Below are 24,492 nucleotides of genomic sequence, written 5' to 3' on the forward strand. Positions count from 1 at the left end.
GGGAAGCGTATGCGCAAAGGTTTGATTTCAGCATTGGTTGCAGCCTCAGTTTTTACCTCGGGGCCGCTATTTGCAAAAGAAGGGTTTGATCAGTACGTCGAATCATTGAAAGAGGAAGCGCGTCAAGCAGGGATTGATGACGATATACTGGCACGCGCGTTTGCTGGCATTGAGTATCATGAACGGGCGGTCAGTGCCGATCGAAATCAACCTGAGCGGCGTTTAACCTTGGATGAATACATTCCCCGCGCCGTACCGGATTGGAAAGTCGATCAGGCGAAAGCGCTGTATAAAAAACATTATGCGGCGCTAAAAAAAGTCGGTGAGGAATATCAGGTTCAGCCTCGTTTCATTGTAGCCTTGTGGGGCGTGGAAAGTAATTTTGGCAAACTGCAAGGCAACTACAATGTTATCGAAGCACTGGCCACATTGGCTTATGATGGGCGTCGAGAAGCCTTTTTCCGCCAACAAACAATGGCAGCACTGACCATATTGCAAGAAGGGCATATTGCGCCTGAAAACATGAAAGGTTCATGGGCCGGTGCAATGGGGCAAAGCCAGTTTATGCCGACGTCTTTCCTTCATTATGCGGTTGATGGGAACCAAGATGGTAAAAAAGATATTTGGCAAACGGAAGCTGATGTCTTTGCTTCTGCGGCGAACTATCTAAAACAAGCTGGCTGGGACGATACGTACACATGGGGACGCCAAGTTAAATTACCAAAGCATATAGATAGGAATAAACTTGGTGTCGAAAGTAATAAGGCGCTGTCATTGAATCAATGGCAAGCATTAGGTGTAACGCGTCTTAATGGCCAAGCGTTGCCGAATGTCGATATTCAAGCTTGGTTGATTCAGCCTGATGATGAACTTGGACGAGCTTATTTGGTTTATAACAATTATCAAAGCTTGTTGAAATGGAACCGTTCGCACTACTTTGCGTTAGCAGTCAGTCATTTGGCAGACCGGATAAAGTTTGGTTAATGGATGATGACAGAGTTTTACGAATCAGATAAAAAAAAGAGGCCGTCCGGCCTCTTTTTTTATCTTTATGTGCAACACTTAGGCTTGTTGGCCAGGGATCAAGAAGTCTTCTAATTTCGCGCTACCATTTTCGGTTGCTTCACGGATCACTTTCGGCATACGACCTTGACCGGTCCATGTTTTTACCGAGCCGTCGCTATCAGTGTATTGATATTTAGCAGGGCGTGCCGCGCGCTTGCCTGTTGATTTAGACTTGCTTGCACCACCTAATAATTTCATGAGTTCATCAGGTTCAATACCATCGGCGATTAACATCTCACGGTATTTTTCTAGTTTCGCTAGGCGTGCTTTTTCTTCTTCTTGCGCTTGACGCTCAATCTCTTCACGTTCTTCAACGACGGTTTGCAGCTTTTCTAACGCTTCTTTAAGTTGCTCGGCGGTCATTTCTTTCGCGACAGCACGTAAGCTGCGTAGGTTAAGTAACGCTTTCATTGCATCAGACATTATTGGGTTCCTATTTGATTTATATGTTAATTGAACGGATGGTAACAGTATAAGTGAAATATACAATATTACATAAAATAGTTAGTGCCTATTTTTCATTATTTATTTTCTGTTCGCAATATTTGTTACCCATATTTAAGGGTGTTTTTTTAAATATGCCCAAATTTTGAGTGGTTGCGACTGATTTCATCGACACTTGATAGTGTGACGTTTTAAGTGGTGGCTTTTTGTGCGTGAACAGTTGCGATAGTGAACATCTTGTGTAGAATGCTCCACTCTTAACGTAGAGGTGCGTTGTTTATAAGTAATGTGCACGAGGGTGATGCCAGTGACCGCACATGAAAGGAGCCAACGCCGAAGCCAGTAAGGCCATCATGCCGACTGTGCTGGGGCTGTTACCGAATAGGGGCAGCACTGCCATAGTAATTAGGACACACTATGGAGCGCTACTGTAGGAGGCAAGTTGTTTGCTGTGTGTTACCACGCCTTACCAGTCTTCGTTTCTGCAGTAGATCTCCAACCAATTGGTTGATATTGAGATCATGAACTTAACAGACTTTTCTTCATCCGCTTTATCGTTACTTCCACCCTTGCTGGCTTTGGGCCTTGCCATTGCAACACGCCGCGTGCTGTTGTCGCTAGGCATGGGGATTGTACTCGGTACCTTGCTACTCGCTGACTTTTCCCTAGGGACATCGGCGCAATACCTTTTTGATGTGGTTGCCGGCCTATTTGTGGCTGACGGCAGCATTAATAGCTGGAATATGAGTATTCTTGCTTTCCTCGTACTACTCGGGATGATCACCGCTTTATTGTCGCTCTCTGGAGGAACACGAGCGTTTGCAAATTGGGCACAGAGCCGAATTAAAAGCAAACGAGGAGCAAAGCTACTGGCGGCTTTCTTGGGCGTATTTATTTTCGTAGATGACTATTTTAATAGCTTGGCGGTGGGGGCTGTTTCGCGCCCTGTGACCGATCGCTTCCATGTGTCTCGAGCCAAGCTGGCGTATATTCTCGATTCGACCGCCGCACCTATGTGTGTTATCACCCCCGCTTCGAGCTGGGGCGCTTATATCATTACCGTCATCGGCTCGATTTTAGTCGCACATGGGGTGACTGATTACACGCCGCTCGGCGCCTTTGTCACCATGATCCCGATGAACTTCTATGCAATCTTTGCGCTTCTGCTGGTTTTTGCAGTGATTTGGTTTCAGCTTGATATTGGCCCCATGCGTCAATTTGAATACCAAGCAAAAAAAGGCAGTCGCTTAGGGGATGAAAGCGACAATTGTGCCGATCTTTGTGACGATCTTGGGATTGAAGAAAGCGAGCACGGCACGGTTTCTGATCTGGTGTTACCGATTGTGGTCCTCGTTGTGGCGACCATCAGTGCGATGCTCTACACCGGTGCACAAGCGTTGGCAGGTGACGATGTATCTTTCTCAGTACTCGGCGCGTTTGAGAATACTGATGTAGGCATGTCCCTTCTGATGGGAGGCGCAGCTGGACTTATCGTTGCTTTAGCCATGACGATCAAACAAGGGATTGGTGCGCCTGCGATCAGCAAAACCTTATGGGTCGGGGCGAAATCCATGTTTGGGGCCATTCTTATTCTGCTGTTTGCATGGTCTATTGGCCATATCATCGGCGACTTGCAAACGGGTAAATATCTGTCTTCATTGGTGCAGGGCAATATGCCATCTGAGCTACTCCCTGTTGTGCTCTTTTCACTCGCGGCAGTGATGGCATTTGCGACCGGCACCTCATGGGGAACCTTTGGTATCATGCTACCGATCGCGGGCGATCTGGCTGCGGCGACGGAAATTTCCTTGATGTTACCTATGCTGTCGGCGGTATTAGCCGGTGCGGTGTTTGGTGACCATTGCTCACCGATCTCAGATACCACCATCTTGTCATCCACAGGGGCACGCTGTGGGCATATTGATCATGTCTCGACACAGTTACCTTATGCGATTGGTGGCGCTCTGGTGTCCGCGGTTGGCTTTTTTGTCCTTGGCTTTACCGCATCACTATGGTTGGCATTTGCCGCCACGACACTGGCCTTTGTCGCGCTTTGTTTTGCGCTACTGTGGCTGAAAAAGCGCCCTTGCAAAGCCATGGCCTAATCTCGCTCGTAACTACCTCATAATAGGATTGAGCGCAAAGCCCCGCTGGTCGGGGCTTTCCTTTTTGATGAGATCCGGTAGCATGCTGGATTGATTTTAAGCCTGATGACCGAATAATCCGAGATAACAATGGCGCAGCTTTATTTTTATTACTCCGCAATGAATGCCGGTAAGTCGACAACACTTTTGCAATCAGCCTTTAATTATCAAGAGCGAGGCATGCAGCCCCTGTTATATACAGCGGCAATCGATGACCGATATGGTCAGGGAAAAATTAGCTCACGAATTGGTTTAGAGACAGAGGCGCACCTATACCACAATGAAACCAATTTATTCGAACATGTTTCAGCCATTCAAGAACACGAAAAAGTAGACTGCTTGTTACTGGATGAGAGCCAGTTTCTCACCAAGCAGCAAGTGCTTGAGTTAACTGATGTGGTCGATAAATTGCGTATTCCTGTGTTGTGTTATGGATTACGCACAGACTTTCGAGGAGAGCTATTTGAAGGCTCTCAATACTTACTCGCTTGGGCGGATAAGTTAGTAGAACTAAAAACGGTTTGTCATTGTGGTCGTAAAGCCAATCGAGTGATCCGCCAAGATGCGAATGGCAATGCGATCGCTGATGGCGATCAAGTTGTGATCGGTGGTAACGAGCGTTATGTGTCGGTTTGCCGGTTGCACTATAAGGAAGCTCTTGGCTTACTATGAGCATGGCCTGCGATGGGCGAGTGTCTCGATAAGGTAGAGCGCGCCGAGTACGAAAAAAAGCGAACGCAATGCGCTCGCTTTTTCCTTTGTAACCGTCGCGAATAACGCGTTGTTATTTCGCTGCTTCTTGTTCAACGGGGACGATTTGGCTCGCATGGTAGCCTTTCGGTCCTTCTTGAACCTCGTAGCTGACGGTTTGACCCGCTTTCAACGTCCTGTATCCATCCATTTGGATTGTTGAGTAATGCGCAAAAACGTCGCCTTCTCCTTCTTCAGGACAAATAAAGCCGAATCCCTTGGCATTGTTAAACCATTTTACTGTACCAGTTTCCATGCGAAACATCCCTCTTGCATCAAACTTTTGCATACCTTGCAATAAACTAAGTGCCCACTCATGACCTCTGCGCTAGCACGCATCAGACAGCATTTGCTCAAGATGGTGAGCGTGCGATCAAAAAGTGGTTAGTTTATCTACCACAATTCCCACTGTAGTAGATACTTTTAGGCAGTCAAGTATCGATAATAACTTATAACAACATTTTCATAGTAATCCGGAAAAGTGTGAGAGCCTGACGATAAATGCATAAAAAACAATAATGTCATTTTCATGAATCTATCGAGTCACCTCTCACTATGGATGCTCGGTACGTCGCTATTTGTTATAGGTGGAATGTCACTTAATTGTTATAAATTCAGCTAGTTATGTGTTGTATCTAGAGTTATTTATCTCACTATACAAGATGAGATAACCTAGTAGCGTGAATGAAATCGCAATCATTGGGTGTAATAAACTTTGTTGTTTTATGAATAATTTCTTACGTCTAAATACTGAGATAGATTTAGCGCAAATCCCTTTTTCAATCCCATCAACACAGTTGTTTCCACTTTATAGCCGTGAAATGTCTTTATTTTTGTACATTGCTTATGGTGAGGGCTGAGATGTTTTTTATTGAACGGTGAACGTTTTAGCACTTTTACCCCTAGATATATCAGTAAGTGACTAACAATTGCACAGACACACTTTGTTCGCATTGAAAGGGTTGCTGGAATACAATCTGTGGCTTAACTTTAAAGATAGGTGGACGGGATCAGTGGATGGCAGCAACGCCCCGCCACAACGACAGCCTAGACACCCAAACAATGCATTGTAAGTGGTTATGAGTAATTGGAACGAGTGGGCGCTCCCTGATGCTGACATCGCAGCGTCAGAGAAGACGAAGCTACAACCGCCATCTATGTACAAGGTGGTGCTGAACAACGATGACTACACGCCGATGGAGTTTGTCATTGAAGTGCTCCAGACGTTTTTTGCCATGGACGTGGACAAAGCGACGCAAGTCATGCTGACGGTGCACTACGAAGGAAAAGCCGTTTGCGGTGTATTCACCGCAGAGGTAGCGGAAACAAAAGTGGCACAAGTGATGATGTACGCCAAAGAGCATGGTCATCCATTGCTGTGCACCATGGAGAAAGCATGATTTCTCCGGCACGCTTTAGCGCGGTTATTGAGGGAGGTGCCTTATGCTGAATAAAGAACTTGAAGCGAGTCTCAACGGAGCCTTTGCACGTGCGCGTGAAAAGCGCCACGAATTCATGACGGTGGAGCACCTGCTTCTCGCGTTAATTGACAACGCCGCCGCTCAAGAAGCCTTGACAGCTTGTCGCGCAGACCTAGATGGCCTGCGTAAAGAGCTCGATGCGTTTATTGAGCAAACGACCCCTCTTATCCCTGTTGATGATGAATCACGCGAAACGCAACCGACATTGAGTTTCCAGCGCGTACTGCAACGCGCGGTGTTCCATGTGCAATCGTCAGGGCGCAGCGAAGTGAGTGGTGCGAACGTATTGGTCGCGATATTTAGCGAGCAAGAGTCTCACGCGGCTTACCTTTTGAAAAAGAACGACGTGAGTCGCTTGGATGTGGTGAATTTCATCTCTCACGGCACAACGAAAGACGACAACGACGATTTGCCGAGTAGCGACATGGGCGCTGAAGAGGCGAGTGGCGAGCCCGGTGAAGATAAACTGGAAAACTTTGCCACCAACCTGAATCAGCTCGCGCGGGTCGGGGGCATTGATCCGTTGATTGGTCGTGACAAGGAACTGGAACGCACCATTCAGGTGCTATGTCGCCGTCGTAAGAACAATCCGCTGTTAGTCGGCGAAGCCGGCGTGGGTAAAACCGCTATCGCTGAAGGCCTCGCATGGAGAATCGTAGAAGGGCAAGTCCCTGATGTCATCAAAGATTGCGTGATTTACTCGCTTGATATCGGCTCGCTTCTTGCGGGTACCAAATATCGTGGCGATTTTGAGAAGCGCTTTAAGTCCATCTTGAAGCAGCTTGAGAAAGAAGATCATGCCGTACTCTTTATCGACGAAATCCACACCATTATCGGTGCAGGGGCGGCGAGTGGTGGACAAGTTGATGCCGCAAACTTGATTAAGCCATTGTTAAGCAGCGGTAAGTTACGCTGTATTGGCTCAACAACCTACCAAGAATATGGCTCCATCTTTGAGAAGGAGCGTGCGTTAGCCCGTCGTTTCCAGAAAATCGATGTCATTGAACCGTCTATCGATGACACCACAAAGATTTTGATGGGCTTGAAGCCGAAATATGAAGCGCACCATGAGGTTCGCTATACCAACAAGGCGATCCGTGCGGCGGTTGAACTGTCGGCTAAATACATCAATGAGCGTCATTTGCCAGATAAAGCGATTGATGTGATTGATGAGGCTGGGGCGCGTTGTCGGATGGCGCCAGCGAGCAAGCGTAAGAAAACCGTGAATGTTGCGGACGTCGAGTCGATGATTGCCAAGATGGCGCGTATCCCAGAAAAATCAGTATCTTCCTCGGACAAAGATGTGCTTCAGTCGTTGGAAGATAAGCTGAAGATGCTGGTGTTCGGTCAAGACAAGGCGATTACGGCGCTGTCGGAAGCGATTAAGCTGAGCCGAGCGGGGCTAGGCGAGGAAAACAAGCCTGTGGGTTCGTTCTTATTCGCAGGGCCAACCGGTGTGGGTAAAACCGAAGTCACGGTGCAACTGGCACGTGCCATGGGAATCGAGTTACAGCGCTTTGATATGTCCGAATATATGGAGCGCCACACTGTGAGTCGACTGATTGGTGCGCCTCCAGGTTACGTGGGTTACGACCAAGGTGGTTTGTTAACTGATGCAGTGATCAAGCATCCACACTCGGTAGTGCTACTGGACGAAATCGAAAAAGCGCATCCGGACGTGTTCAACTTGTTGCTACAAGTGATGGATAACGGGACGTTGACCGATAACAACGGCCGTAAAGCGGATTTCCGTAACGTTATTTTGGTCATGACAACCAACGCCGGTGTGGCAGAGACGGTCCGTAAGTCTATTGGCTTGATTCAACAAGATCACAGTCACGATGCGATGTCGGAAATCAAAAAGGTGTTCTCACCGGAATTCCGTAACCGTTTAGATAACATCATTTGGTTTAATCACCTTGATGAAACGGTCATTCTGCAAGTGGTTGATAAGTTTATTGTTGAGTTACAAGCTCAGCTGGATGCGAAAGGGGTCTCTTTGGAAGTGACCTCCGAAGCGAAGCGCTGGCTTGCCGAAGAGGGCTATGACAAAGCTATGGGCGCGCGTCCAATGGGCCGGGTGATTCAAGACAACCTGAAAAAGCCGTTGGCAAACGAGCTGTTGTTTGGCTGCCTAGTGAACGGTGGGACAGTGCGTGTTGTGCTTAAAAACAACCGCTTGGATTTCCAATTCAGCGACCAGATGGAACCTGCATAGAGCGTAGGAGAAGTCTGATAAGCAAAACCCGGCGCATGCGCCGGGTTTTTTGATCGCGTTATGAGGATTAACGCGAACGGAAAACGATGCGACCTTTCGACAAATCGTAAGGGGTCATTTCAACAGTGACTTTGTCGCCGGTCAGGATGCGGATATAGTTTTTGCGCATCTTGCCTGAAATGTGGGCAGTCACCACGTGACCGTTCTCTAGCTCAACGCGGAACATAGTGTTAGGTAGCGTGTCTAGCACGGTACCTTGCATTTCAATTACGTCTTCTTTTGCCATTGAATCCTCTTAGGCTTACTGTTTTAGCCAATTTTTTGACCGACAGATAATGCCTCTATTCTGAAAGTCTGTAAAGTTCGGGTGCGAATTTTACCCTGTTGACGCCAAGCTTGCTAGAAAAAATAGCCACTAAGCGGTGGATATAGGCAAGCTAAAGGGTCGCCATTGGTGATTTATAAAGCGTTGGTGCGGGAAGTAATCCGCTTTATAACGCATGGCTGGACAATCATCAATTTGATAGCCCAGATAAAGCCACGATTTTTTCTCGGCGCTGGCATATTCAAGTTGAGCTTGAATGCAGACGCGTCCTAATGAAAAACGATGGAACGGGTCAAAAAAGCTGTATAAGGCGCTTAAACCGTCACTCAGCACATCAGTAACGGCAATCGCAACCAAGGTCTCTTCACCGTTATTAGGCTCATACAAATGAATAAAGCAGGGGTGAAGCCAGTCGCTATGGGTGAAGGCAATAAAGTCCTCCGCTTTAGCTGGGTACATATTGCCATCAGCATGGCGCGCGGTGATGTATTGATCGTAAAGTGAAAACCAGTTTGGGTCGAGCTGGTCGCTAACCTTTACCCGCAGCCGTTTTAGTTGGCTGCGATGGCGCTTTTGGCTTTTACTTGGTTGATACGCGCCAACATCAATGCGCAAGGATTGGCACGCATTACAGTGAGGACAATGCGGGCGATACATCATGTTACCACTGCGGCGAAAACCGGCGTTGATCAGTTGCTGGTAACCCGCAGGGTGGTGCATGTCGGGGGATAACACGACCGCGAGCTGTTCGTTCTCTGTCGATATATATTGGCAGCGAGAAGCTGGAGTAAGGCCGACTTTTAGCGCGACGCTCATGACTGCCTCTCACGAAAGTCCGCGATAACGTGCGGCATATATGCGGTTTTTAAGCGCGTGTCTCGCGCCGCGTATAGGGCGTGAATAAACTCATCCCGAGGCCATGCCTTGGCGCCGAGAGAGGCAAGGTGGGGCGTCATCATTTGGCAATCGATGTAGTGCCCACCTTGAGCTTGAAAGTGACGACAAAACTGCCAAAGCGCGAATTTTGAGCCATTATCGATAAGCGAAAACATGGATTCACCGCAGAAAAACTGTCCTACGGCGACACCATACAATCCCCCTACGAGTTGATCCTCTTGCCACACTTCGACACTGTGCGCATCGTGCTGCTGGTGAAGGGCGAGGTAGGCCTCACGCATCTGGTCGGTGATCCAAGTTTGCTCAGGGCCCCTGATGGCGGCACATTGATGAATCACTGCCTCGAAGGCGTGATTGATGGTCACGGTCACTTGGCTTTTGCGCGCCGCTTTGCGCAAGCTGCGGCTGACGTGAAAGTCAGAGGGACGAATGATGGCCCGTTCACTTGGCGACCACCACAGCAACGGGTCTTCTTCACCAAACCAAGGGAAAATACCGCTACGATAGGCAGACATGAGCCGTGCAGCCGAGAGATCGCCGCCAATAGCTAACAGGCCATCTGGATGAGCGAGTGCATCGCTCACCGGAGGAAAGCGAAAATCATCTGCCGCTAATGGCGGCAAAAAGAGGGTCATACCCGCAGTCTCTCCATGTGTTACAAGCGTTGTCGCAGTTGTGCATAGCGTCCGTTTGCCGTCATGAGTGCAGCATGATCGCCTTGTTCGACAATCTCACCGGCATCCATGAGACAAATGGTGTCCATTTGCTCAAGCCCGACCAAGCGGTGAGTGATAAACACCACGGTTTTGTTTGCACAATGTTGCTGTAGTAAGGATAGGATCTGCGCCTCCGTTTGCACATCTAACCCTTCGGTTGGCTCATCTAATAAAACGATAGGTGCGTCATGCAAAAGGGCACGCGCAATACCAATCCGTCGTCGTTCGCCACCAGAAAGCTGTCGGCCTCCATCTCCCATCCATGCATTGAGTCCTGGCTCGGCCAGCAAGGTTTGCAAGCCTACTTGGGTTAACACTTGCGTCAGTGTCTCGTCGCTGGCCTGCGGGCATGCCAAGAGCAGGTTATCGCGCAAGGTGCCATTAAACATGTCGACCCGTTGCGTGACGACAGAAATCGCTTGGCGTAACGCCGGCTCTGACCATTGACGTAACGGCTTGCCATCAAGATGGATCTCACCGTTGCTTGGATCCCATGCGCGCGTTAACAAGCTAAGCAGGGTTGATTTTCCACATCCGGTCCGACCGAGTAGCGCCACTTTTTGCCCCGCATGTACGTGCAAAGAAATGTGGTTTAATGCAGGGTTTGCAGTTTCTGGGTATTGATAACTGACGTTATCCAGCTTGAGCTCACCTTGCACCGCATCGGCATGTCCTTGCGGCGGAAAATAGACACTGGGTGTACGCTCGGTAATCCGGTTGAGCCGCTTAGCCGCGGTCAGGGTTTTCCCCAAATATTGGAAAGCCGCGGTGATGGGCATCATCAACTCAAAGCTTGCCATAGTGGTAAACGCGACCATTGCAATAAGCGGATCGGGCAAGCGACCACCCACACCATCGGCAGCTAACCAAATCATCAAAACTAAGGTTAAACCGGTTGCCGCCATCAGCACCGCATTCGCCCAGCCGGTGACGTTTGCCATGTTCGCTTGCGCGGCTAGCATGGCTTTTTCACTGTCATTAACCCGTGCACGATAACGGGATTCTGCGCCAAAAAGGGCGAGCTCGGCATGGCCTTGCAGCCAATCGAGTAGGGCGATTCGGGTAGCGGCATTTTGTTCTAATTGCTCGCGTCCATGTTGCTTACCAAGATGGTAAAAAATAACGGGTAACCCCAGCAGTAACGCCAATAAACAGCCGCCTAACGCTAGCCCTAAGGTTGGGTCGAACCAACCCAAAAACAGACTCACAGCAAGGACACCGAGGGCGCCAACAACCATGGGACTGACCAAGCGCAGATAGACGTGATCCATCGCATCAACATCGGCCACCATGCGATTGAGCAGGTCGCCATCACGCACATTCAGGGTTTGATCCGGCACCAAAGGCGCAAGCTTACGGAAAAACGCTACCCGCAGGTCGGCAAGCAATTTAAACGTGGCATTGTGGCTGACGACGCGCTCTGCCCAGCGCCCAAAGGTACGGCCGATAGAAAAACCACGCACGCCAGCAGCGGGCAACATGTAATTGAAGGTGGCCATGCCAGTGAGTCCAGCCACGGCCGCCGCAGCGATAAACCAGCCCGATAAGGTTAATAGGCCAATCGCGGCAAACAAGGTGGCAAACGCCAACACCATGCCCAAGCTAAGACCAAACCAGTGACGCTTATACAGGCGTAAGTAGGGGAGTAGTTCACGCATCGAGATTTCTCCTGTCTGCTGAGGCCAGCATGTCAGCAAGCTGCCCTTGAGCGGCGATATCTTTGAATTTGCCTTGCTGAGTGATGGCGCCATCAGCCATGACCCAAACCTGATCGCAGTTGTCGAGCGCATCGAGGCGGTGTGACACCTGAATACAGGTTTTTCCTTGGGTCGCTGTGTGTAAGCTCAAATTGACCAGTTGTTCGCTGTGGGCATCGAGGCTTGCCGTCGGCTCATCCAATACCCATAGTGCACCGTCTTGCAATAAAGCACGTGCAACCGCGATACGCTGTGCTTGGCCGACTGACAGTCCGCCGTTGCGGTCGCCAACGGGATGAGCCAGTCCGTCGGTCAGACGCATGACAAACTCATCGACATAGGCTTGTGTCATTACATGATTAATCGACTCTGGCGTGGCATCAGGGTTGGCGAGCGCAATGTTGTCACGAATAGAGCCATGAAATAGCTGTGGATTTTGGCCTACCCAACTGATCGCTTGGCGCCAATGGGTGAGTGAGAGCGCTCGGCGCTCACAACCGTTAATGACCAGACTGCCGCGATAGGGTAAAAAGCCGAGCAGTGCATTCAACAGGCTCGACTTGCCTGCGCCACTGACGCCGACAAGTGCAATATGCTCACCGGCTTTGACGTCAAAGTTGAGCGGCCCAGCCAAGACATGGCCATCAGGGCTGAGCACTTCGAGATCGCGCGCGGTGATGGTCACAGCCTCGAGATCGGGTGTCTCTTGGCCTTGTGTGCCGGTATCGGGTTGCGCATCGAGAAACTCGACGATGGATTCGGCAGCCCCAATCGCTTGGGCTTTGGCGTGATAAAACGTGCCAAGATCACGTAATGGCTGGTAAAACTCAGGCGCGAGCACCAGCACAAATAGGCCGGTAAATAGCGATATCGGGGCACCATAGTGGCCAAAGTTAAGTTCACCAATGAAACTGAAACCGAAATAGACGGCCACGACTGCAATGGAAATGGCCGTAAAAAACTCGAGTACGGCGGACGACAAGAAAGCCAGTCGTAGCACTTCCATGGTTCGTTTGCGGAAGGTGTGTGACGCTAGATGCAGTTGTTCGGCTTCTGCATCAGTGCGATTGAACAGTCGCAGTGTCGGTAAGCCACGCAAACGGTCATAAAAATAGCCTGACAGTCGTTGCAGTGCTTTGAAATTCTTGCGATTTGCGTCGGCGGCTTTGATCCCCACCAAGGCCATAAAAAAGGGCACCAGCGGCGCGGTAATCAAGAATATCAAGCCGGAGGCCCAATTGATGGGGAACACGGTGACGAGAATCACCACGGGGATCAATACGGCAATCGCCATCTGCGGTAAATAGCGGGCAAAGAAGTCCTGTAATTCTTCGACTTGCTCGAGGAGCAAGCTAGCCCAACTGCCCGCCGGACGACCTTGAATACTCTCGGGGCCGAGTTCATGAAGACGATTCAAGATCAACTGGCGAATATGGTGGCGAATGGTTTGGCCACAGCGATAGCCCGTTCGCTCTTTAGCCCAACTACAGGCCGCACGCAGTAATACTACGGCCCCCAGACCAAAGAAACTGGGCAGCAAACTGTATTTATCGGCTTGTTCGATTATGAGCTGATAAAGCAAATGGGCGAGGAGCGCTGCTTGAGCAATGAGTAGCAGTCCAGATGTAAAGGCTATGCCAATCGTCGCAACTAACCAGGGTTTGGCTAACACGCTCTGCGACTTGAGCCATTTCGTTAGCGCCCGCTGTTTAGATTTATCCATATCGTCTTATTATTTTATGAAAGGCCTGCGAGTGAGGCAGAGCAGGCTGCTCAGGGGCAGCCTGCGTGGGATCGCGCGAGGGTTACTTCTCAGCTAACCCGTCAAGGTAGCGCTCAGCATCGAGCGCTGCCATACAGCCGGTGCCGGCTGACGTGATCGCTTGGCGGTAGACATGATCCATCACATCGCCAGCGGCAAAAACGCCTTCAATGCTGGTTTGTGTGGCGTTACCGTTCAGGCCGGAAGCCACTTTGATGTATCCGTTTTCCATCTCTAATTGACCGGCAAAAATGTCAGTGTTTGGCTTATGGCCGATAGCGACGAAGACGCCCATTACATCCAGCGTTTCTGTCGCATCACTTTGGGTGTCTTTTAAGCGCACAGCAGTGACGCCCATTTCATCGCCAAGCACCTCGTCCAGCACACGGTCAGTGTGTAAAACGATGTTACCGTTCTCAACTTTGTCCATCATGCGATCCACAAGGATTTTTTCCGCACGGAAGCTATCACGGCGGTGTACAACATGGACTTCAGAGGCGATGTTAGACAAATACAAGGCTTCTTCGACCGCGGTATTACCCCCGCCAATCACAGCCACTTTTTGGTTGCGATAGAAAAAGCCATCGCAGGTTGCACAGGCGGAGACCCCACGGCCTTTAAAGGCTTCTTCTGATGGCAAACCAAGATATTGTGCGGATGCACCTGTCGAAATAATTAAGGCATCGCAGGTGTATTCGCCACTGTCGCCTTTTAAACGAAATGGGCGCTGAGACAGATCAACGTCGTTGACGTGATCAAAAATAATCTCGGTGTCGAATTTCTCCGCATGGTCTTTCATGCGGTCCATCAAGGCTGGACCCGTGAGGCCTTCTGGATCGCCAGGCCAGTTCTCTACATCGGTGGTGGTGGTTAGCTGGCCACCTTGTTGCATACCCGTGATCATAACTGGATTCAGGTTGGCACGCGCCGCATAAACAGCGGCGGTATAGCCAGCCGGGCCTGAACCAAGGATCAATAGGTTAGCATGCTTAATGTTACTCATTCACGTCTCCGGGCAGGATAGAGGTTCGTTTTGAATGGCCTGATTGTAGGTAAATTGGACGGGTAAAGAAAGGGCACCGTGACGGTGCCCTTTGATTGTAGGGTACAAAACGAGCATTAATGTGCTGCTTTTAATGCGTCCATGGCATCCACATAAGGAAGTTCAAAGCCTTCAGCCACTTCTTTGATGGTGACTTGACCATGAATAACGTTCAAACCATTGCGCAGGTGTTGATCTTCTACCAAGGCATCGCGATAGCCTTTGTTGGCCAACTTCACGATATAAGGCAGGGTCGCGTTGTTGAGAGCAACGGTAGAGGTGCGAGCAACCGCGCCTGGCATGTTAGCGACACAGTAGTGAACCACATCATCAACAATGTAGGTTGGATCCGCATGGGTGGTCGCGTGTGACGTCGCGAAACAGCCACCTTGGTCAATGGCAACATCGACCACGGCCGCACCTGGTTTCATGCGCTTGATGTGGTCTTCGTTAACCAGTTTTGGCGCGGCTGCACCTGGGATCAGTACCGCACCGATAACCAGATCAGCATTGAGAACGTGCTGCTCCAGTGTTTCTTCTGTGGAGTAGACCACTTTTGCGCGACCTTGGAATTCTTCATCCAAACGACGCAGTGTGTCGACATTTTTGTCTAAAATAGTCACATCAGCACGTAGGCCAACGGCCATGCGCGCTGCGTTTGAACCGACAACACCACCGCCGAGTACCACAATTTTGGCCGGTTCAACGCCTGGAACACCACTTAGTAGCATGCCTGAGCCGCCGTGTGATTTCTCCAGTGCTTGTGCACCTGCTTGAATAGACATACGGCCCGCTACCTCAGACATAGGTGCAAGGAGTGGCAATCGACCTTTAGAATCTGTTACGGTTTCATAGGCGATACAGACGGCTTTACTCTTAATTAAGTCTTCTGTTTGTGGAAAATCTGGTGCAAGATGCAGATAGGTGAATAAAATCTGTCCTTCACGGAGCATGGCACGCTCAACCGCTTGCGGCTCTTTGACTTTAACAATCATCTCGGCCTTGGCGAACACGTCAGCCGCGGTAGGAAGGATAGATGCGCCGGCGGCTTTATAGTCGTCGTCAGAGAAGCCAATACCGCTACCAGCGTTGGTCTCTACGTAAACGGAGTGGCCGTGAGAAATAAGTTCGCGGACACTTGCTGGAACCATACCAACGCGGTATTCATGGTTTTTGATCTCTTTTGGAACGCCAATGATCATGCTGTCACCTCTTGTTTATTCAGTGTTATCGGCTGGCTAGTTGTTGATATTGTCAATTTTCAGGCTAGTATAAAGGGAAAAAATCAGCATTTGATGCTAAAATTTATAAAGATGTTATTTAATTCGGTATATCTTTTTGCAAGGAAGTAACAAGGTGGAATAAAAAATGGTAGATACCAAAAAAAAGCCCTCCAAGGAATTGGACCGCATTGACCGCAACATCCTGAATGAGCTCCAAAAGGATGGGCGTGTTTCAAACGTTGAGTTATCTAAACGAGTCGGTCTTTCTCCTACCCCCTGTCTCGAACGTGTCCGTCGCTTGGAGCGCCAAGGCTATATCACTGGTTATACGGCGCTGCTCAATCCCCAGTTTCTCGACGCATCATTGCTGGTGTTTGTCGAAATCACCTTGAACCGTGGCGCACCAGATGTGTTTGAGCAATTCAATAAAGCGGTTCAAACACTGGAAGACATCCAAGAATGTCATCTTGTCTCCGGTGATTTTGACTACTTACTTAAAACACGAGTAGCTGATATGTCGGCATATCGCAAGTTATTGGGTGAAACCTTGCTGCGTTTGCCCGGTGTGAATGACACACGCACTTACGTGGTAATGGAAGAGGTGAAGCAGAGCAATCATTTGGTGATTCGCACCCGCTAAACCTGTTTGCCAATCGCCACATTGGTGTCGATCCCCCAAACGATGAAACCGAGCCACCGTGCTCGGTTTCTTTTTTGTCTTAATCAGCAACAATTATGTGATATCTCGGTAAAGATTCATCGCTGACTCGCATCATGCCTGCCGTTCAGGCACGAATGTGGTAAAGTCAGTGCAGTGGCGAATGCAAACCTCAAACCATGGTGGGGAATGCGAATAACGAAAAGTATTAAACAGGTGATGATGGAGTTTTCTTTGCGTCGTGAGCCCAAATCGGCTCAGCCCAAGGTGCGATTGGATGGCGCTCAGCGTTTGAAAGAGTGTGGCTTTATCTTGGTGCTGGCAGCGGCCGTCTTTGTGATGGTTGCGCTACTGTCTTTTAATCCGGCTGATCCCTCTTGGTCACAAACTGCTTGGCACGGTGATGTGCACAACGCGGCAGGTTCATTGGGGGCGTGGGTCGCCGACAGCCTCTTTTTCTCCTTCGGTATTTTGGCCTACCCATTACCGCCAGCTGCCATGCTGGGGGGGTGGGTTTTCTTGCGCCGCCGTGGCGACGACGAGCCACTCAACTACACGATTTTAGCCGCGAGGATCTTAGGGCTTTTCGTTCTATTCCTAACCAGTTGTTCGCTAGCCGATCTCAATTTTGATGATTTTTGGCATTTCTCCTCTGGGGGAGTGATGGGCGATGTCACCAACAGTTTGGCATTGCCACTGCTTAACGTACTAGGCACCACATTGGTGATGCTGTTTTGTTGGGCAGCAGGGTTTACATTGTTTACTGGGATCTCTTGGCTAAGCATTGTGGATAATCTAGGGTCGGTGACCTTAAAGGCCACTACTTGGTTGGTTAACCGCCTCCGTGGCGATAAGGTGACTGAGCTTGGCAAGCCTGCTGCACAAACCGTTACTGAGTCAGACAAGGTGACTGACGCGGCAGAGCCGATGGAATTAAGTGATTTGCGCCGCTTCACCCCGTCTCCGAGTGTGCAAGAAGTCCCAGAGGATAGGGCATCAGCCGCACCAAGCACGCCGATTATCTTTGGGGGACAAGCCTTACCCGCCGATGACGATGGCAAAACACTGGATGACCCTGAGCCTAACTTGGGACAGTGGCAAGGGGTTGTCGAGCCAGAAGACGAACCAACCCAACCGAACGCACCCCTGTCGGATGACGCGCCGGAGGATGAAACATTACCGCCGTGGCAAGAGACCGATGCTTCCAGCGATGGAAGTGTTGGAAGTGAAGGACGTGACGAAAGTGAAGAGGTAGCGAGTGAGCCGGTATCTCATGAAACCACCTATGGCAATCAAGACGGTTTATCTGAGTTAGAGCGTGCCGAGCAAGCCGCTGGGGCGGCTGAGGACGATGAGGATCCGTTCCAAGAAACGATTCGTAAAGCGCAGCAAGCCCAGCAACAGGCTGCTGGGCTTGATCATCCTTTCTTAGTCAAAGATGAGCCAAACTTGCCAAAACCTGCGGAGCCTTTCCCGACCTTAGATTTGCTCGATCCTGCGCGAAAAACCGCTTCACAGGCGACACGGGAAGAGCTTGAACAAATCGCGCGGTTAGTCGAAGCACGACTTGAGGATTATAAAATCCAAGCGCGTGTTGTGGGGGTTTATCCCGGACCCGTGATTACGCGTTTTGAGTTGGACTTAGCGCCGGGTGTCAAAGTGTCGCGCATTTCTGGATTGTCGAAAGACTTAGCGCGTTCTTTGTCGACCACAGACCGTCTTTATGTCGGAAGTGGTTGGTAGCGAGCGCTTTAAGAACAGCAAGTCGCCGATTTCTGTGGTATTAGGAAAAGACATTGCCGGTGAAGCGATTGTGACCGATTTAGGCAAAGCCCCTCACTTACTGGTCGCCGGTACGACTGGCTCGGGTAAGTCGGTGGGTGTGAACGTTATGATCGTCAGTATGCTTTACAAAGCGGCGCCGGAAGATGTCCGCTTTATCATGATCGACCCGAAAATGCTGGAGCTTTCCGTGTATGAGGGGATCCCGCACTTGCTCACCGAAGTGGTCACCGACATGAAGGATGCGGGCAATGCATTGCGCTGGTGTGTTGGCGAGATGGAGCGACGCTACAAGCTAATGTCGGCGTTAGGTGTTCGTAACCTCAAAGGCTTTAACGAGAAAGTCAAAGCCGCTGAGGCGGCGAATAACCCGATTCCAGACCCACTCTGGAAACCGAGTGACAGCATGGATGAAACGGCTCCTACGCTAGAAAAGCTGCCTTATATCGTCGTGGTCGTTGATGAGTTCTCTGATCTGATGATGGTGGTGGGCAAAAAAGTGGAAGAGCTGATCGCCCGTTTGGCGCAAAAGGCCCGAGCAGCGGGTATTCACCTAGTGCTTGCCACCCAGCGCCCATCCGTTGATGTGATCACCGGCCTTATCAAAGCGAACATTCCGACCCGGATGGCTTTCACCGTCTCCACGAAAACTGACTCGCGCACCATCTTGGACCAAGGGGGCGCAGAGTCGCTGTTGGGCATGGGGGATATGTTGTTCATGCCCAACGGCTCTAACCATCCTATCCGTGTGCACGGCGCGTTTGTCAGTGACGAAGAAGTGCACCGTGTGGTGAACAACTGGAAAGCGCGTGGTAAGCCGCAGTATCTCGAAGAGATCACTCATGGCGATCAGGGTTCCGATAGCTTATTGCCGGGAGAAACCCCGACAGGTGCGGATGGCGAAGAGCTTGATCAGTTGTTTGACCAAGTGGTTGAGTTTGTCACCGAAAGCCGCCGCGGCTCTGTATCAGGGGTGCAACGCCGCTTTAAAATTGGTTATAACCGTGCGGCTCGAATTGTGGAACAACTCGAAGCACACGGTGTCGTAAGTTCTCCGGGCCATAACGGTAACCGAGAAGTGTTGGCGCCACCGCCACCGAAAGCGTAATCAGATGGACGTTGTATGAAAATGAAAGCTTTTTATCGCCACCTAATCGTGATGCTGACGTTGATGTTTGCGGTTGCTGTTCAAGCGCAATCCACTGCCCAGCAGCAGCTGATGGACCGATTGAGTAAAGTGGATGCCTTTAGCGCCAATTTTGAGCAGGCTGTGATCAGCCCTGAAGGGGAGCAGATCCACGCTGCAAAAGGACGACTATCCATTGAACGTCCCAACTTGTTCAATTGGACCACGACCACACCTGATGAAAATATCATGATCTCTGATGGGGAAACATTGTGGTACTACAGCCCGTTTGTCGAGCAAGTCACTGCCATGTGGTTAGACGATGCGACCGCACAAACCCCGTTCGTGTTGTTGACCCGCAATCAGCCAGACGATTGGCAGATGTACACTATTACCCAGCAAGGTGACACCTTTACCTTGACCCCCAAAACGGTAGGGAGCATTGGCACGTTTGCCGTGACGGTAAAACCGGATGGCACCTTGACCCATTTTCGGGTGACCGAGCAAGATGGGCAGCAAAGCCAGTTCACGCTCAGCCAGTTTAGTCGTCAGGCACCGGATGCGTCCTTGTTTGAATTTACGCCACCGGACTCGGTGCTGGTGGATGATCAACGTCAGCCGCGTTAATCACGGGAGAGAAGATTGTCGACACTACCGCTAGATTTTGCTGACGACTTTCGGCCGCTTGCTGCTCGCATGCGGCCGGTTTCGTTAAATCAGTACATTGGCCAGCAGCATTTATTGGCCGAGGGCAAGCCTCTTCGCCGCGCCATCGAATCTGGCAGTCTGCATTCAATGATTTTTTGGGGGCCACCGGGCACCGGCAAAACCACCTTGGCAGATATCGCTGCTCGTCAAGCCAATGCGGAAATCGAACGATTGTCTGCGGTGACCTCGGGCGTGAAAGAAATTCGCGATGCGATTTTGCGTGCAGAGCAGAATAAACAAGCCGGAGTACGTACTGTCCTGTTTGTTGATGAGGTTCACCGTTTCAACAAAAGCCAACAAGACGCGTTTTTACCGCATGTTGAAGCGGGGACAGTCACCTTTATTGGTGCCACGACTGAAAACCCCTCTTTTGAGCTAAACAACGCCTTGCTATCTCGTGCGCGGGTGTACCGGCTGAGTGCGCTTGAGCGAGATGATTTGATTGCGGTGATTGACCAAGCATTGGCGGATAAAAACCGTGGGCTCGGCGAGCGAGAGCTACGTTTTGATACGGGGGTGAAAGACGCTCTGGCGGACATCTGTAGTGGCGATGCGCGCATGGCTTTGAACCTGCTGGAAATGTTGGCTGATATGGCTGATGGTGCGGTGACTATGGCAATGCTGAAAGATGTCGCTGGGGAGAAGGTGGCACAGTTCGATAAGCAAGGCGACGCATGGTATGACCTCATTTCAGCATTTCATAAGTCCGTGCGCGGCTCTAACCCAGATGCAGCCTTGTACTGGTATGCCCGTATCGTGTCCGCGGGAGGGGATCCCTTGTACGTGGCGCGTCGATTGTTAGCGATTGCCTCTGAAGACGTGGGTAATGCCGATCCGCGTGCCATGCAGGTTGCATTGAACGCATGGGATTGCTTTACCCGCGTCGGGCCAGCGGAAGGTGAGCGCGCGATCGCACAAGCTGCGGTGTATCTTGCCTGTGCCCCTAAAAGCAATGCAGTCTACACCGCGTGGAAACAAGCGCTGCGCGATGCAAAAGCGACGGCGAATGCACCTGTCCCTATGCACCTTCGTAATGCACCGACGGCCCTGATGGAAAGCTTGGGACATGGCGACGGGTATCGTTATGCTCATGATGAACCGAATGCCTACGCCGCCGGTGAGCGTTATTTGCCCGATGAAGTCAGTGATGTGCGTTATTACCAGCCCGTTAATCGCGGGCTAGAAATTAAAATCGCTGAAAAGCTCGCCTTTCTGGACGAGCTTGACGCAAAAAGCCCGCAAAAGCGCTAGGCAACTTCACCCTTTTTGGGTAAGGTTTAAAGTGCGGCTGCACCATCAAGGCGCAGTCGCCTAGTAGTGGTGACATCCACGGTCACCCTCGGCCAATCGCGTTATACAATACGCACGATCGCAGCTTGTCTTCAAATCGTGATGACAAGTGATAATCAACTAATCAACCCGAAAAGCACAGGATTAGCATGCTGGATTCCAAATTACTTCGAACTGAGCTGGAAGAAACGGCTCAAAAACTCGCTCGTCGTGGCTTTACGCTCGATGTTGACGCTATACGTGAACTCGAGAAACAACGTAAATCCCTGCAGATTCGCACCGAACAATTGCAAGCAGAGCGTAACTCCCGATCGAAGTCCATTGGCCAGGCTAAAGCGAAGGGTGAGGACATTGCGCCACTACTAGCAGAAGTCGCGAACTTGGGTGACGAGCTGGACGCTGCAAAAGCCGAGCTGGCTGAACTGCAACAGAAAGTGAACGACGTGGTAATGGCGGTGCCAAACTTGCCAGCCGATGAAGTCCCAACGGGTAAAGACGAGTCTGAAAACCTCGAGGTGTCTCGTTGGGGTGAGCCGCGTCAGTTTGATTTTGAAATCAAAGATCACGTTGATTTGGGCGAGCTTTCTGGCGGGCTTGATTTCGCCAGTGCGGTGAAACTGTCGGGCTCACGCTTTATCGTGATGAAAGGGCAGATGGCGCGTATGCATCGTGCCTTGACCCAGTTTATGCTCGACTTACATACCAACGAGCACGGTTATACTGAGATGTACGTGCCTTATTTGGTGAATGCAGACAGTCTTTATGGCACAGGTCAGTTACCAAAATTTGGTGAAGATTTGTTTAACACCAAACCGGCCACCGAAGAAGGGGTAGGGATGTCCTTGATCCCAACCGCGGAAGTACCGCTGACTAACATGGTGCGTGATGAAATCGTCGATGAGGCGGATTTGCCGCTGTGCATGACGGCACACACACCGTGTTTCCGTTCAGAAGCAGGCTCCTATGGTCGCGATACCCGTGGCCTGATTCGTATGCACCAGTTTGACAAAGTTGAACTGGTCAAAGTCGTTAAGCCAGAAGATTCTATGCAAGCACTTGAATCACTCACTGCGGATGCAGAGAAGGTGTTACAACTGCTTAACCTGCCATATCGTAAAGTGTTGCTGTGTACCGGCGATATGGGCTTTGGTGCGGCGAAAACCTATGATCTTGAAGTCTGGTTACCTGCACAAAACACCTACCGTGAGATTTCTTCGTGCTCAAACACCATGGATTTCCAAGCTCGCCGAATGCAGGCGCGTTTCCGTCGCAAAGGTGAGAAAAAACCTGAGTTACTGCATACCTTGAACGGTTCTGGCTTGGCCGTTGGTCGTACTCTGGTAGCTATTTTAGAAAACTACCAACAAGCAGATGGCCGTATTGAAATCCCTGAGGTATTGCGTCCATACATGGGCGGTCAAACGCACATTGGCTAATGAAGTGAGTCAGGGTTAAAGAACAAAGGGTCGGCATGATTGCCGGCCCTTTTTTATTCGGGTGAAGACACGCTGTTGAGGCAGGTCATTGCCCCGAACCTGATTGAGGAAACGGCGCGATGGGGCTAAGTGCATCATCGTGTTGGCAGGGATAGCGCGTCAGTACACGTGCGATAAAGCTGTCGAGCACGTGAAGCATAATTCGGTTTACGCGCTGCGATAGCGCAACTTTATGCTCAAAGGGCAGTTGTTCTGACTGTGCGAGCTGGTTTAACACCTCGGTGATTTCTTTTTGGATGTCGTCGGCCAATGACAAGGCGTGTAGTTGACGTAAGCGCTTCGCGAGTATTTGCTGGTGCAAGGTGAGAGATTGCTGGGCGTTGCGCGCGGATTGTTGCTCTTGGTATGCCGCATGGCTGTAACGCTGCCTTGCTTGCAGTAGTTCTAAAATCGCATACCAGATTTGCTGATAGCTCTCCAAACGGGTGTCGTCGCGTTGCGCAATCAATGCTGGCGGGACTGCTTCATCCACCAAGTAGACGATATGCTGCAGGGCCCGATTTTTCATACGGGTTTGGGTGTCGTTGTCGTAAGACGGTAAGGCATGAAGGTGGTGAAAAAAGAGTCGATACATCGGCTTTTGCGCTTGAGGAGCCAGTTGGTGAAGGTGACGTGTTTGGCTTAACAGTACTTGGTAGTCGTCTGAGCTAATACTGGGTTGGGTGGCTAAGTGCTGAGCATGCTGTAACAGCACACGTAGTTCATGCAGTTGGTGTAAATGCAAATCTGGGCGCTGACGGAAAAGCTGTACCGCTACCACCACCGCGATGCTCAATGCTAATGTTCCTACCATTAATAGCCATTCCATAGTCGCTCCCTGCGTTTCAGTCGCTGATATGACCTATCCAGCAGGAATCGTGCCTAAAATGAGAGATTTATCACGCCCTGAGCAAGGGGCTAGGCAGCCGACAATGAAAGAAAACTGCGCCGTTTTCGCACTGTGCTGGTGAAGTGATGCACTGTTTTGACGCATTGGCGAATGTTTCACTGATACCTGATAAAAAGCGCGCATAAAAAAGAGAGCCATCAAGGCTCTCTTTTACGCTCATCTCAGCACCGCAAGGTGGCGCGGTGCCAGTGAGTCTTGGCTTACATCACACGCATGCCGGCTTGGGCGCCTTCGTGTGGTTCAAGGATCCACAACTCTTTGCCACCCGGTCCCGCAGCGAGGATCATGCCTTCTGACATGCCAAATTTCATTTTACGTGGCTTCAAGTTTGCGACCATCACCGTGTGTTTACCGACTAAATCCTCAGGCTTGTAAGCCGATTTAATCCCAGAGAACACTTGGCGAGTTTCACCACCAATATCGAGCTTAAACTTGAGCAGCTTGTCCGCTTTAGGCACGGATTCACATTCCAAAATTTTAGCCACACGCAGATCGACTTTTGCAAAATCGCCAAACTCAATTTCCTCAGCGATAGGATCATCCGCTAAAGGACCTTGCGCTTTCGCTTTTTCTGCCTCTTCCGCCGCGACATCTTCTTTGCTGTCGGCAATCATGGCATCCACTGCTTTCGGATCGATACGGCTAAACAGCGCTTTGAACTTGTTAATAGCGTGGCCTGTCAGTGGCTGAGCAATGCTTTCCCAAGTCAGGGTGTCATTCAAGAATCCTTCGGCACGCTCTGCAAGCTGAGGCATCACAGGTTTCAAATACGTCATGAG

The 24,492-nt window shown here is 50.4% G+C and carries 20 protein-coding genes, 1 pseudogene and 1 riboswitch; of the genes and pseudogenes, 10 read left to right on the forward strand and 11 right to left on the reverse strand.

All coding sequences use genetic code 11. The features are described from left to right. Window positions 1-9: 9 nt before the first annotated feature. Window positions 10-984, forward strand: coding sequence for a lytic murein transglycosylase (locus tag BZJ17_RS11605; protein ID WP_069588794.1), 975 nt, complete (start codon window positions 10-12; stop codon window positions 982-984). A 78-nt stretch (window positions 985-1,062) separates the two neighbouring features. On the opposite strand, the gene BZJ17_RS11610 is transcribed toward BZJ17_RS11605, so the two are convergent. Next, on the reverse strand, window positions 1,063-1,488 hold the full coding sequence (locus BZJ17_RS11610; RefSeq protein ID WP_069588796.1) for an H-NS family nucleoid-associated regulatory protein: 426 nt from the start codon (window positions 1,486-1,488) through the stop codon (window positions 1,063-1,065). 276 nt (window positions 1,489-1,764) lie between these two features. Continuing rightward, window positions 1,765-1,945: riboswitch (Lysine riboswitch) on the forward strand. 85 nt (window positions 1,946-2,030) lie between these two features. On the opposite strand from BZJ17_RS11610, the gene BZJ17_RS11615 reads away from it, so the two are divergent. Together BZJ17_RS11615 and BZJ17_RS11620 are read left to right on the forward strand one after the other, a co-directional pair. Next, window positions 2,031-3,614: a Na+/H+ antiporter NhaC family protein gene (locus tag BZJ17_RS11615; protein WP_077640821.1), complete on the forward strand. Its 1,584-nt coding sequence runs from the start codon at window positions 2,031-2,033 to the stop codon at window positions 3,612-3,614. A gap of 129 nt (window positions 3,615-3,743) precedes the next feature. After that, on the forward strand, window positions 3,744-4,325 hold the full coding sequence (locus BZJ17_RS11620; protein ID WP_069588799.1) for a thymidine kinase: 582 nt from the start codon (window positions 3,744-3,746) through the stop codon (window positions 4,323-4,325). 112 nt (window positions 4,326-4,437) lie between these two features. Here BZJ17_RS11620 and cspD read toward each other — a convergent pair whose 3' ends face one another. Next, complete coding sequence (cspD, locus tag BZJ17_RS11625) at window positions 4,438-4,659, reverse strand: cold shock domain-containing protein CspD (protein WP_069588926.1); 222 nt, start codon at window positions 4,657-4,659, stop codon at window positions 4,438-4,440. An 823-nt stretch (window positions 4,660-5,482) separates the two neighbouring features. Between cspD and clpS the strand changes: the two genes are divergently transcribed. Both clpS and clpA read left to right on the forward strand, forming a co-directional pair. After that, on the forward strand, window positions 5,483-5,803 hold the full coding sequence (gene clpS / locus BZJ17_RS11630) for an ATP-dependent Clp protease adapter ClpS (protein ID WP_069588801.1): 321 nt from the start codon (window positions 5,483-5,485) through the stop codon (window positions 5,801-5,803). Between the two features lie 43 nt (window positions 5,804-5,846). Further along, window positions 5,847-8,102, forward strand: coding sequence for an ATP-dependent Clp protease ATP-binding subunit ClpA (gene clpA, locus BZJ17_RS11635; protein WP_077455191.1), 2,256 nt, complete (start codon window positions 5,847-5,849; stop codon window positions 8,100-8,102). Between the two features lie 67 nt (window positions 8,103-8,169). Here clpA and infA read toward each other — a convergent pair whose 3' ends face one another. The 7 genes from infA to ald all read right to left on the reverse strand — a co-directional run bounded on the left by infA (window position 8,170) and on the right by ald (window position 15,743). Continuing rightward, entirely contained in the window at window positions 8,170-8,388 is a 219-nt protein-coding gene (infA, locus tag BZJ17_RS11640; RefSeq protein WP_069588804.1) for a translation initiation factor IF-1, read from the reverse strand. 129 nt (window positions 8,389-8,517) lie between these two features. Continuing rightward, window positions 8,518-9,243 carry an arginyltransferase gene (locus BZJ17_RS11645; protein ID WP_077640822.1) on the reverse strand — a complete coding sequence of 242 codons (726 nt, stop codon included), beginning with the start codon at window positions 9,241-9,243 and terminating at the stop codon, window positions 8,518-8,520. Then, window positions 9,240-9,959, reverse strand: coding sequence for a leucyl/phenylalanyl-tRNA--protein transferase (aat, locus tag BZJ17_RS11650; RefSeq protein WP_077455189.1), 720 nt, complete (start codon window positions 9,957-9,959; stop codon window positions 9,240-9,242). The genes BZJ17_RS11645 and aat overlap by 4 nt, the downstream gene beginning before the upstream one ends. A 20-nt stretch (window positions 9,960-9,979) precedes the next feature. Continuing rightward, complete coding sequence (gene cydC / locus BZJ17_RS11655; protein ID WP_077640823.1) at window positions 9,980-11,698, reverse strand: cysteine/glutathione ABC transporter ATP-binding protein/permease CydC; 1,719 nt, start codon at window positions 11,696-11,698, stop codon at window positions 9,980-9,982. Beyond that, a complete protein-coding gene (gene cydD / locus BZJ17_RS11660) occupies window positions 11,691-13,460 on the reverse strand; it encodes a cysteine/glutathione ABC transporter permease/ATP-binding protein CydD (RefSeq protein ID WP_077640824.1) in 1,770 nt (589 codons plus the stop codon). The genes cydC and cydD overlap by 8 nt, the downstream gene beginning before the upstream one ends. A gap of 82 nt (window positions 13,461-13,542) precedes the next feature. Continuing rightward, window positions 13,543-14,502 (reverse strand): thioredoxin-disulfide reductase, encoded by a 960-nt coding sequence (trxB, locus tag BZJ17_RS11665; RefSeq protein ID WP_069588816.1) that lies wholly within the window; start codon window positions 14,500-14,502, stop codon window positions 13,543-13,545. 116 nt (window positions 14,503-14,618) lie between these two features. Beyond that, window positions 14,619-15,743: an alanine dehydrogenase gene (gene ald / locus BZJ17_RS11670; protein ID WP_077640825.1), complete on the reverse strand. Its 1,125-nt coding sequence runs from the start codon at window positions 15,741-15,743 to the stop codon at window positions 14,619-14,621. Window positions 15,744-15,909: 166 nt separating this feature from the next. Here ald and lrp point away from each other — a divergent pair, with 166 nt between their 5' ends. The 5 genes and pseudogenes from lrp to serS all read left to right on the forward strand — a co-directional run bounded on the left by lrp (window position 15,910) and on the right by serS (window position 22,764). Then, the gene (gene lrp, locus BZJ17_RS11675) at window positions 15,910-16,404 is read left to right on the forward strand and encodes a leucine-responsive transcriptional regulator Lrp (RefSeq protein WP_069588819.1); all 495 of its coding nucleotides are present in this window, start codon (window positions 15,910-15,912) and stop codon (window positions 16,402-16,404) included. Between the two features lie 240 nt (window positions 16,405-16,644). Next, a pseudogene (locus BZJ17_RS11680) lies at window positions 16,645-19,312 on the forward strand (DNA translocase FtsK 4TM domain-containing protein). 51 nt (window positions 19,313-19,363) lie between these two features. Further along, window positions 19,364-19,957: an outer membrane lipoprotein chaperone LolA gene (lolA, locus tag BZJ17_RS11685; protein ID WP_069588930.1), complete on the forward strand. Its 594-nt coding sequence runs from the start codon at window positions 19,364-19,366 to the stop codon at window positions 19,955-19,957. A 69-nt stretch (window positions 19,958-20,026) separates the two neighbouring features. Then, window positions 20,027-21,289 carry a replication-associated recombination protein A gene (locus tag BZJ17_RS11690; RefSeq protein ID WP_277868802.1) on the forward strand — a complete coding sequence of 421 codons (1,263 nt, stop codon included), beginning with the start codon at window positions 20,027-20,029 and terminating at the stop codon, window positions 21,287-21,289. A 188-nt stretch (window positions 21,290-21,477) separates the two neighbouring features. After that, window positions 21,478-22,764 (forward strand): serine--tRNA ligase, encoded by a 1,287-nt coding sequence (gene serS, locus BZJ17_RS11695; RefSeq protein WP_077640827.1) that lies wholly within the window; start codon window positions 21,478-21,480, stop codon window positions 22,762-22,764. A gap of 85 nt (window positions 22,765-22,849) precedes the next feature. Here serS and BZJ17_RS11700 read toward each other — a convergent pair whose 3' ends face one another. After that, complete coding sequence (locus tag BZJ17_RS11700) at window positions 22,850-23,632, reverse strand: hypothetical protein (protein ID WP_077640828.1); 783 nt, start codon at window positions 23,630-23,632, stop codon at window positions 22,850-22,852. 281 nt (window positions 23,633-23,913) lie between these two features. Beyond that, window positions 23,914-24,492: methionine--tRNA ligase subunit beta (gene metG, locus BZJ17_RS11710; RefSeq protein ID WP_077640831.1), on the reverse strand; the 579-nt coding region annotated here is incomplete at its 5' end.

It is taken from the genome of Salinivibrio sp. IB574 (genome assembly GCF_001996205.1).
Lineage (GTDB): Bacteria > Pseudomonadota > Gammaproteobacteria > Enterobacterales > Vibrionaceae > Salinivibrio > Salinivibrio proteolyticus.

Excerpts from the sequence above, each read along its gene's own strand:
- cspD (WP_069588926.1), bottom strand. The coding sequence starts at position 4,659 with ATGGAAACTGGTACAGTAAAATGGTTTAACAATGCCAAGGGATTCGGC.
- BZJ17_RS11690 (WP_277868802.1), top strand. The coding sequence starts at position 20,027 with ATGCGGCCGGTTTCGTTAAATCAGTACATTGGCCAGCAGCATTTATTG.
- clpA (WP_077455191.1), top strand. The coding sequence starts at position 5,847 with ATGCTGAATAAAGAACTTGAAGCGAGTCTCAACGGAGCCTTTGCACGT.
- BZJ17_RS11645 (WP_077640822.1), bottom strand. The coding sequence starts at position 9,243 with ATGAGCGTCGCGCTAAAAGTCGGCCTTACTCCAGCTTCTCGCTGCCAA.
- trxB (WP_069588816.1), bottom strand. The coding sequence starts at position 14,502 with ATGAGTAACATTAAGCATGCTAACCTATTGATCCTTGGTTCAGGCCCG.
- clpS (WP_069588801.1), top strand. The coding sequence starts at position 5,483 with ATGAGTAATTGGAACGAGTGGGCGCTCCCTGATGCTGACATCGCAGCG.
- ald (WP_077640825.1), bottom strand. The coding sequence starts at position 15,743 with ATGATCATTGGCGTTCCAAAAGAGATCAAAAACCATGAATACCGCGTT.
- lolA (WP_069588930.1), top strand. The coding sequence starts at position 19,364 with ATGCTGACGTTGATGTTTGCGGTTGCTGTTCAAGCGCAATCCACTGCC.
- BZJ17_RS11610 (WP_069588796.1), bottom strand. The coding sequence starts at position 1,488 with ATGTCTGATGCAATGAAAGCGTTACTTAACCTACGCAGCTTACGTGCT.
- BZJ17_RS11615 (WP_077640821.1), top strand. The coding sequence starts at position 2,031 with ATGAACTTAACAGACTTTTCTTCATCCGCTTTATCGTTACTTCCACCC.
- BZJ17_RS11605 (WP_069588794.1), top strand. The coding sequence starts at position 10 with ATGCGCAAAGGTTTGATTTCAGCATTGGTTGCAGCCTCAGTTTTTACC.
- BZJ17_RS11700 (WP_077640828.1), bottom strand. The coding sequence starts at position 23,632 with ATGGAATGGCTATTAATGGTAGGAACATTAGCATTGAGCATCGCGGTG.
- lrp (WP_069588819.1), top strand. The coding sequence starts at position 15,910 with ATGGTAGATACCAAAAAAAAGCCCTCCAAGGAATTGGACCGCATTGAC.
- serS (WP_077640827.1), top strand. The coding sequence starts at position 21,478 with ATGCTGGATTCCAAATTACTTCGAACTGAGCTGGAAGAAACGGCTCAA.
- cydC (WP_077640823.1), bottom strand. The coding sequence starts at position 11,698 with ATGCGTGAACTACTCCCCTACTTACGCCTGTATAAGCGTCACTGGTTT.
- cydD (WP_077640824.1), bottom strand. The coding sequence starts at position 13,460 with ATGGATAAATCTAAACAGCGGGCGCTAACGAAATGGCTCAAGTCGCAG.
- infA (WP_069588804.1), bottom strand. The coding sequence starts at position 8,388 with ATGGCAAAAGAAGACGTAATTGAAATGCAAGGTACCGTGCTAGACACG.
- aat (WP_077455189.1), bottom strand. The coding sequence starts at position 9,959 with ATGACCCTCTTTTTGCCGCCATTAGCGGCAGATGATTTTCGCTTTCCT.
- BZJ17_RS11620 (WP_069588799.1), top strand. The coding sequence starts at position 3,744 with ATGGCGCAGCTTTATTTTTATTACTCCGCAATGAATGCCGGTAAGTCG.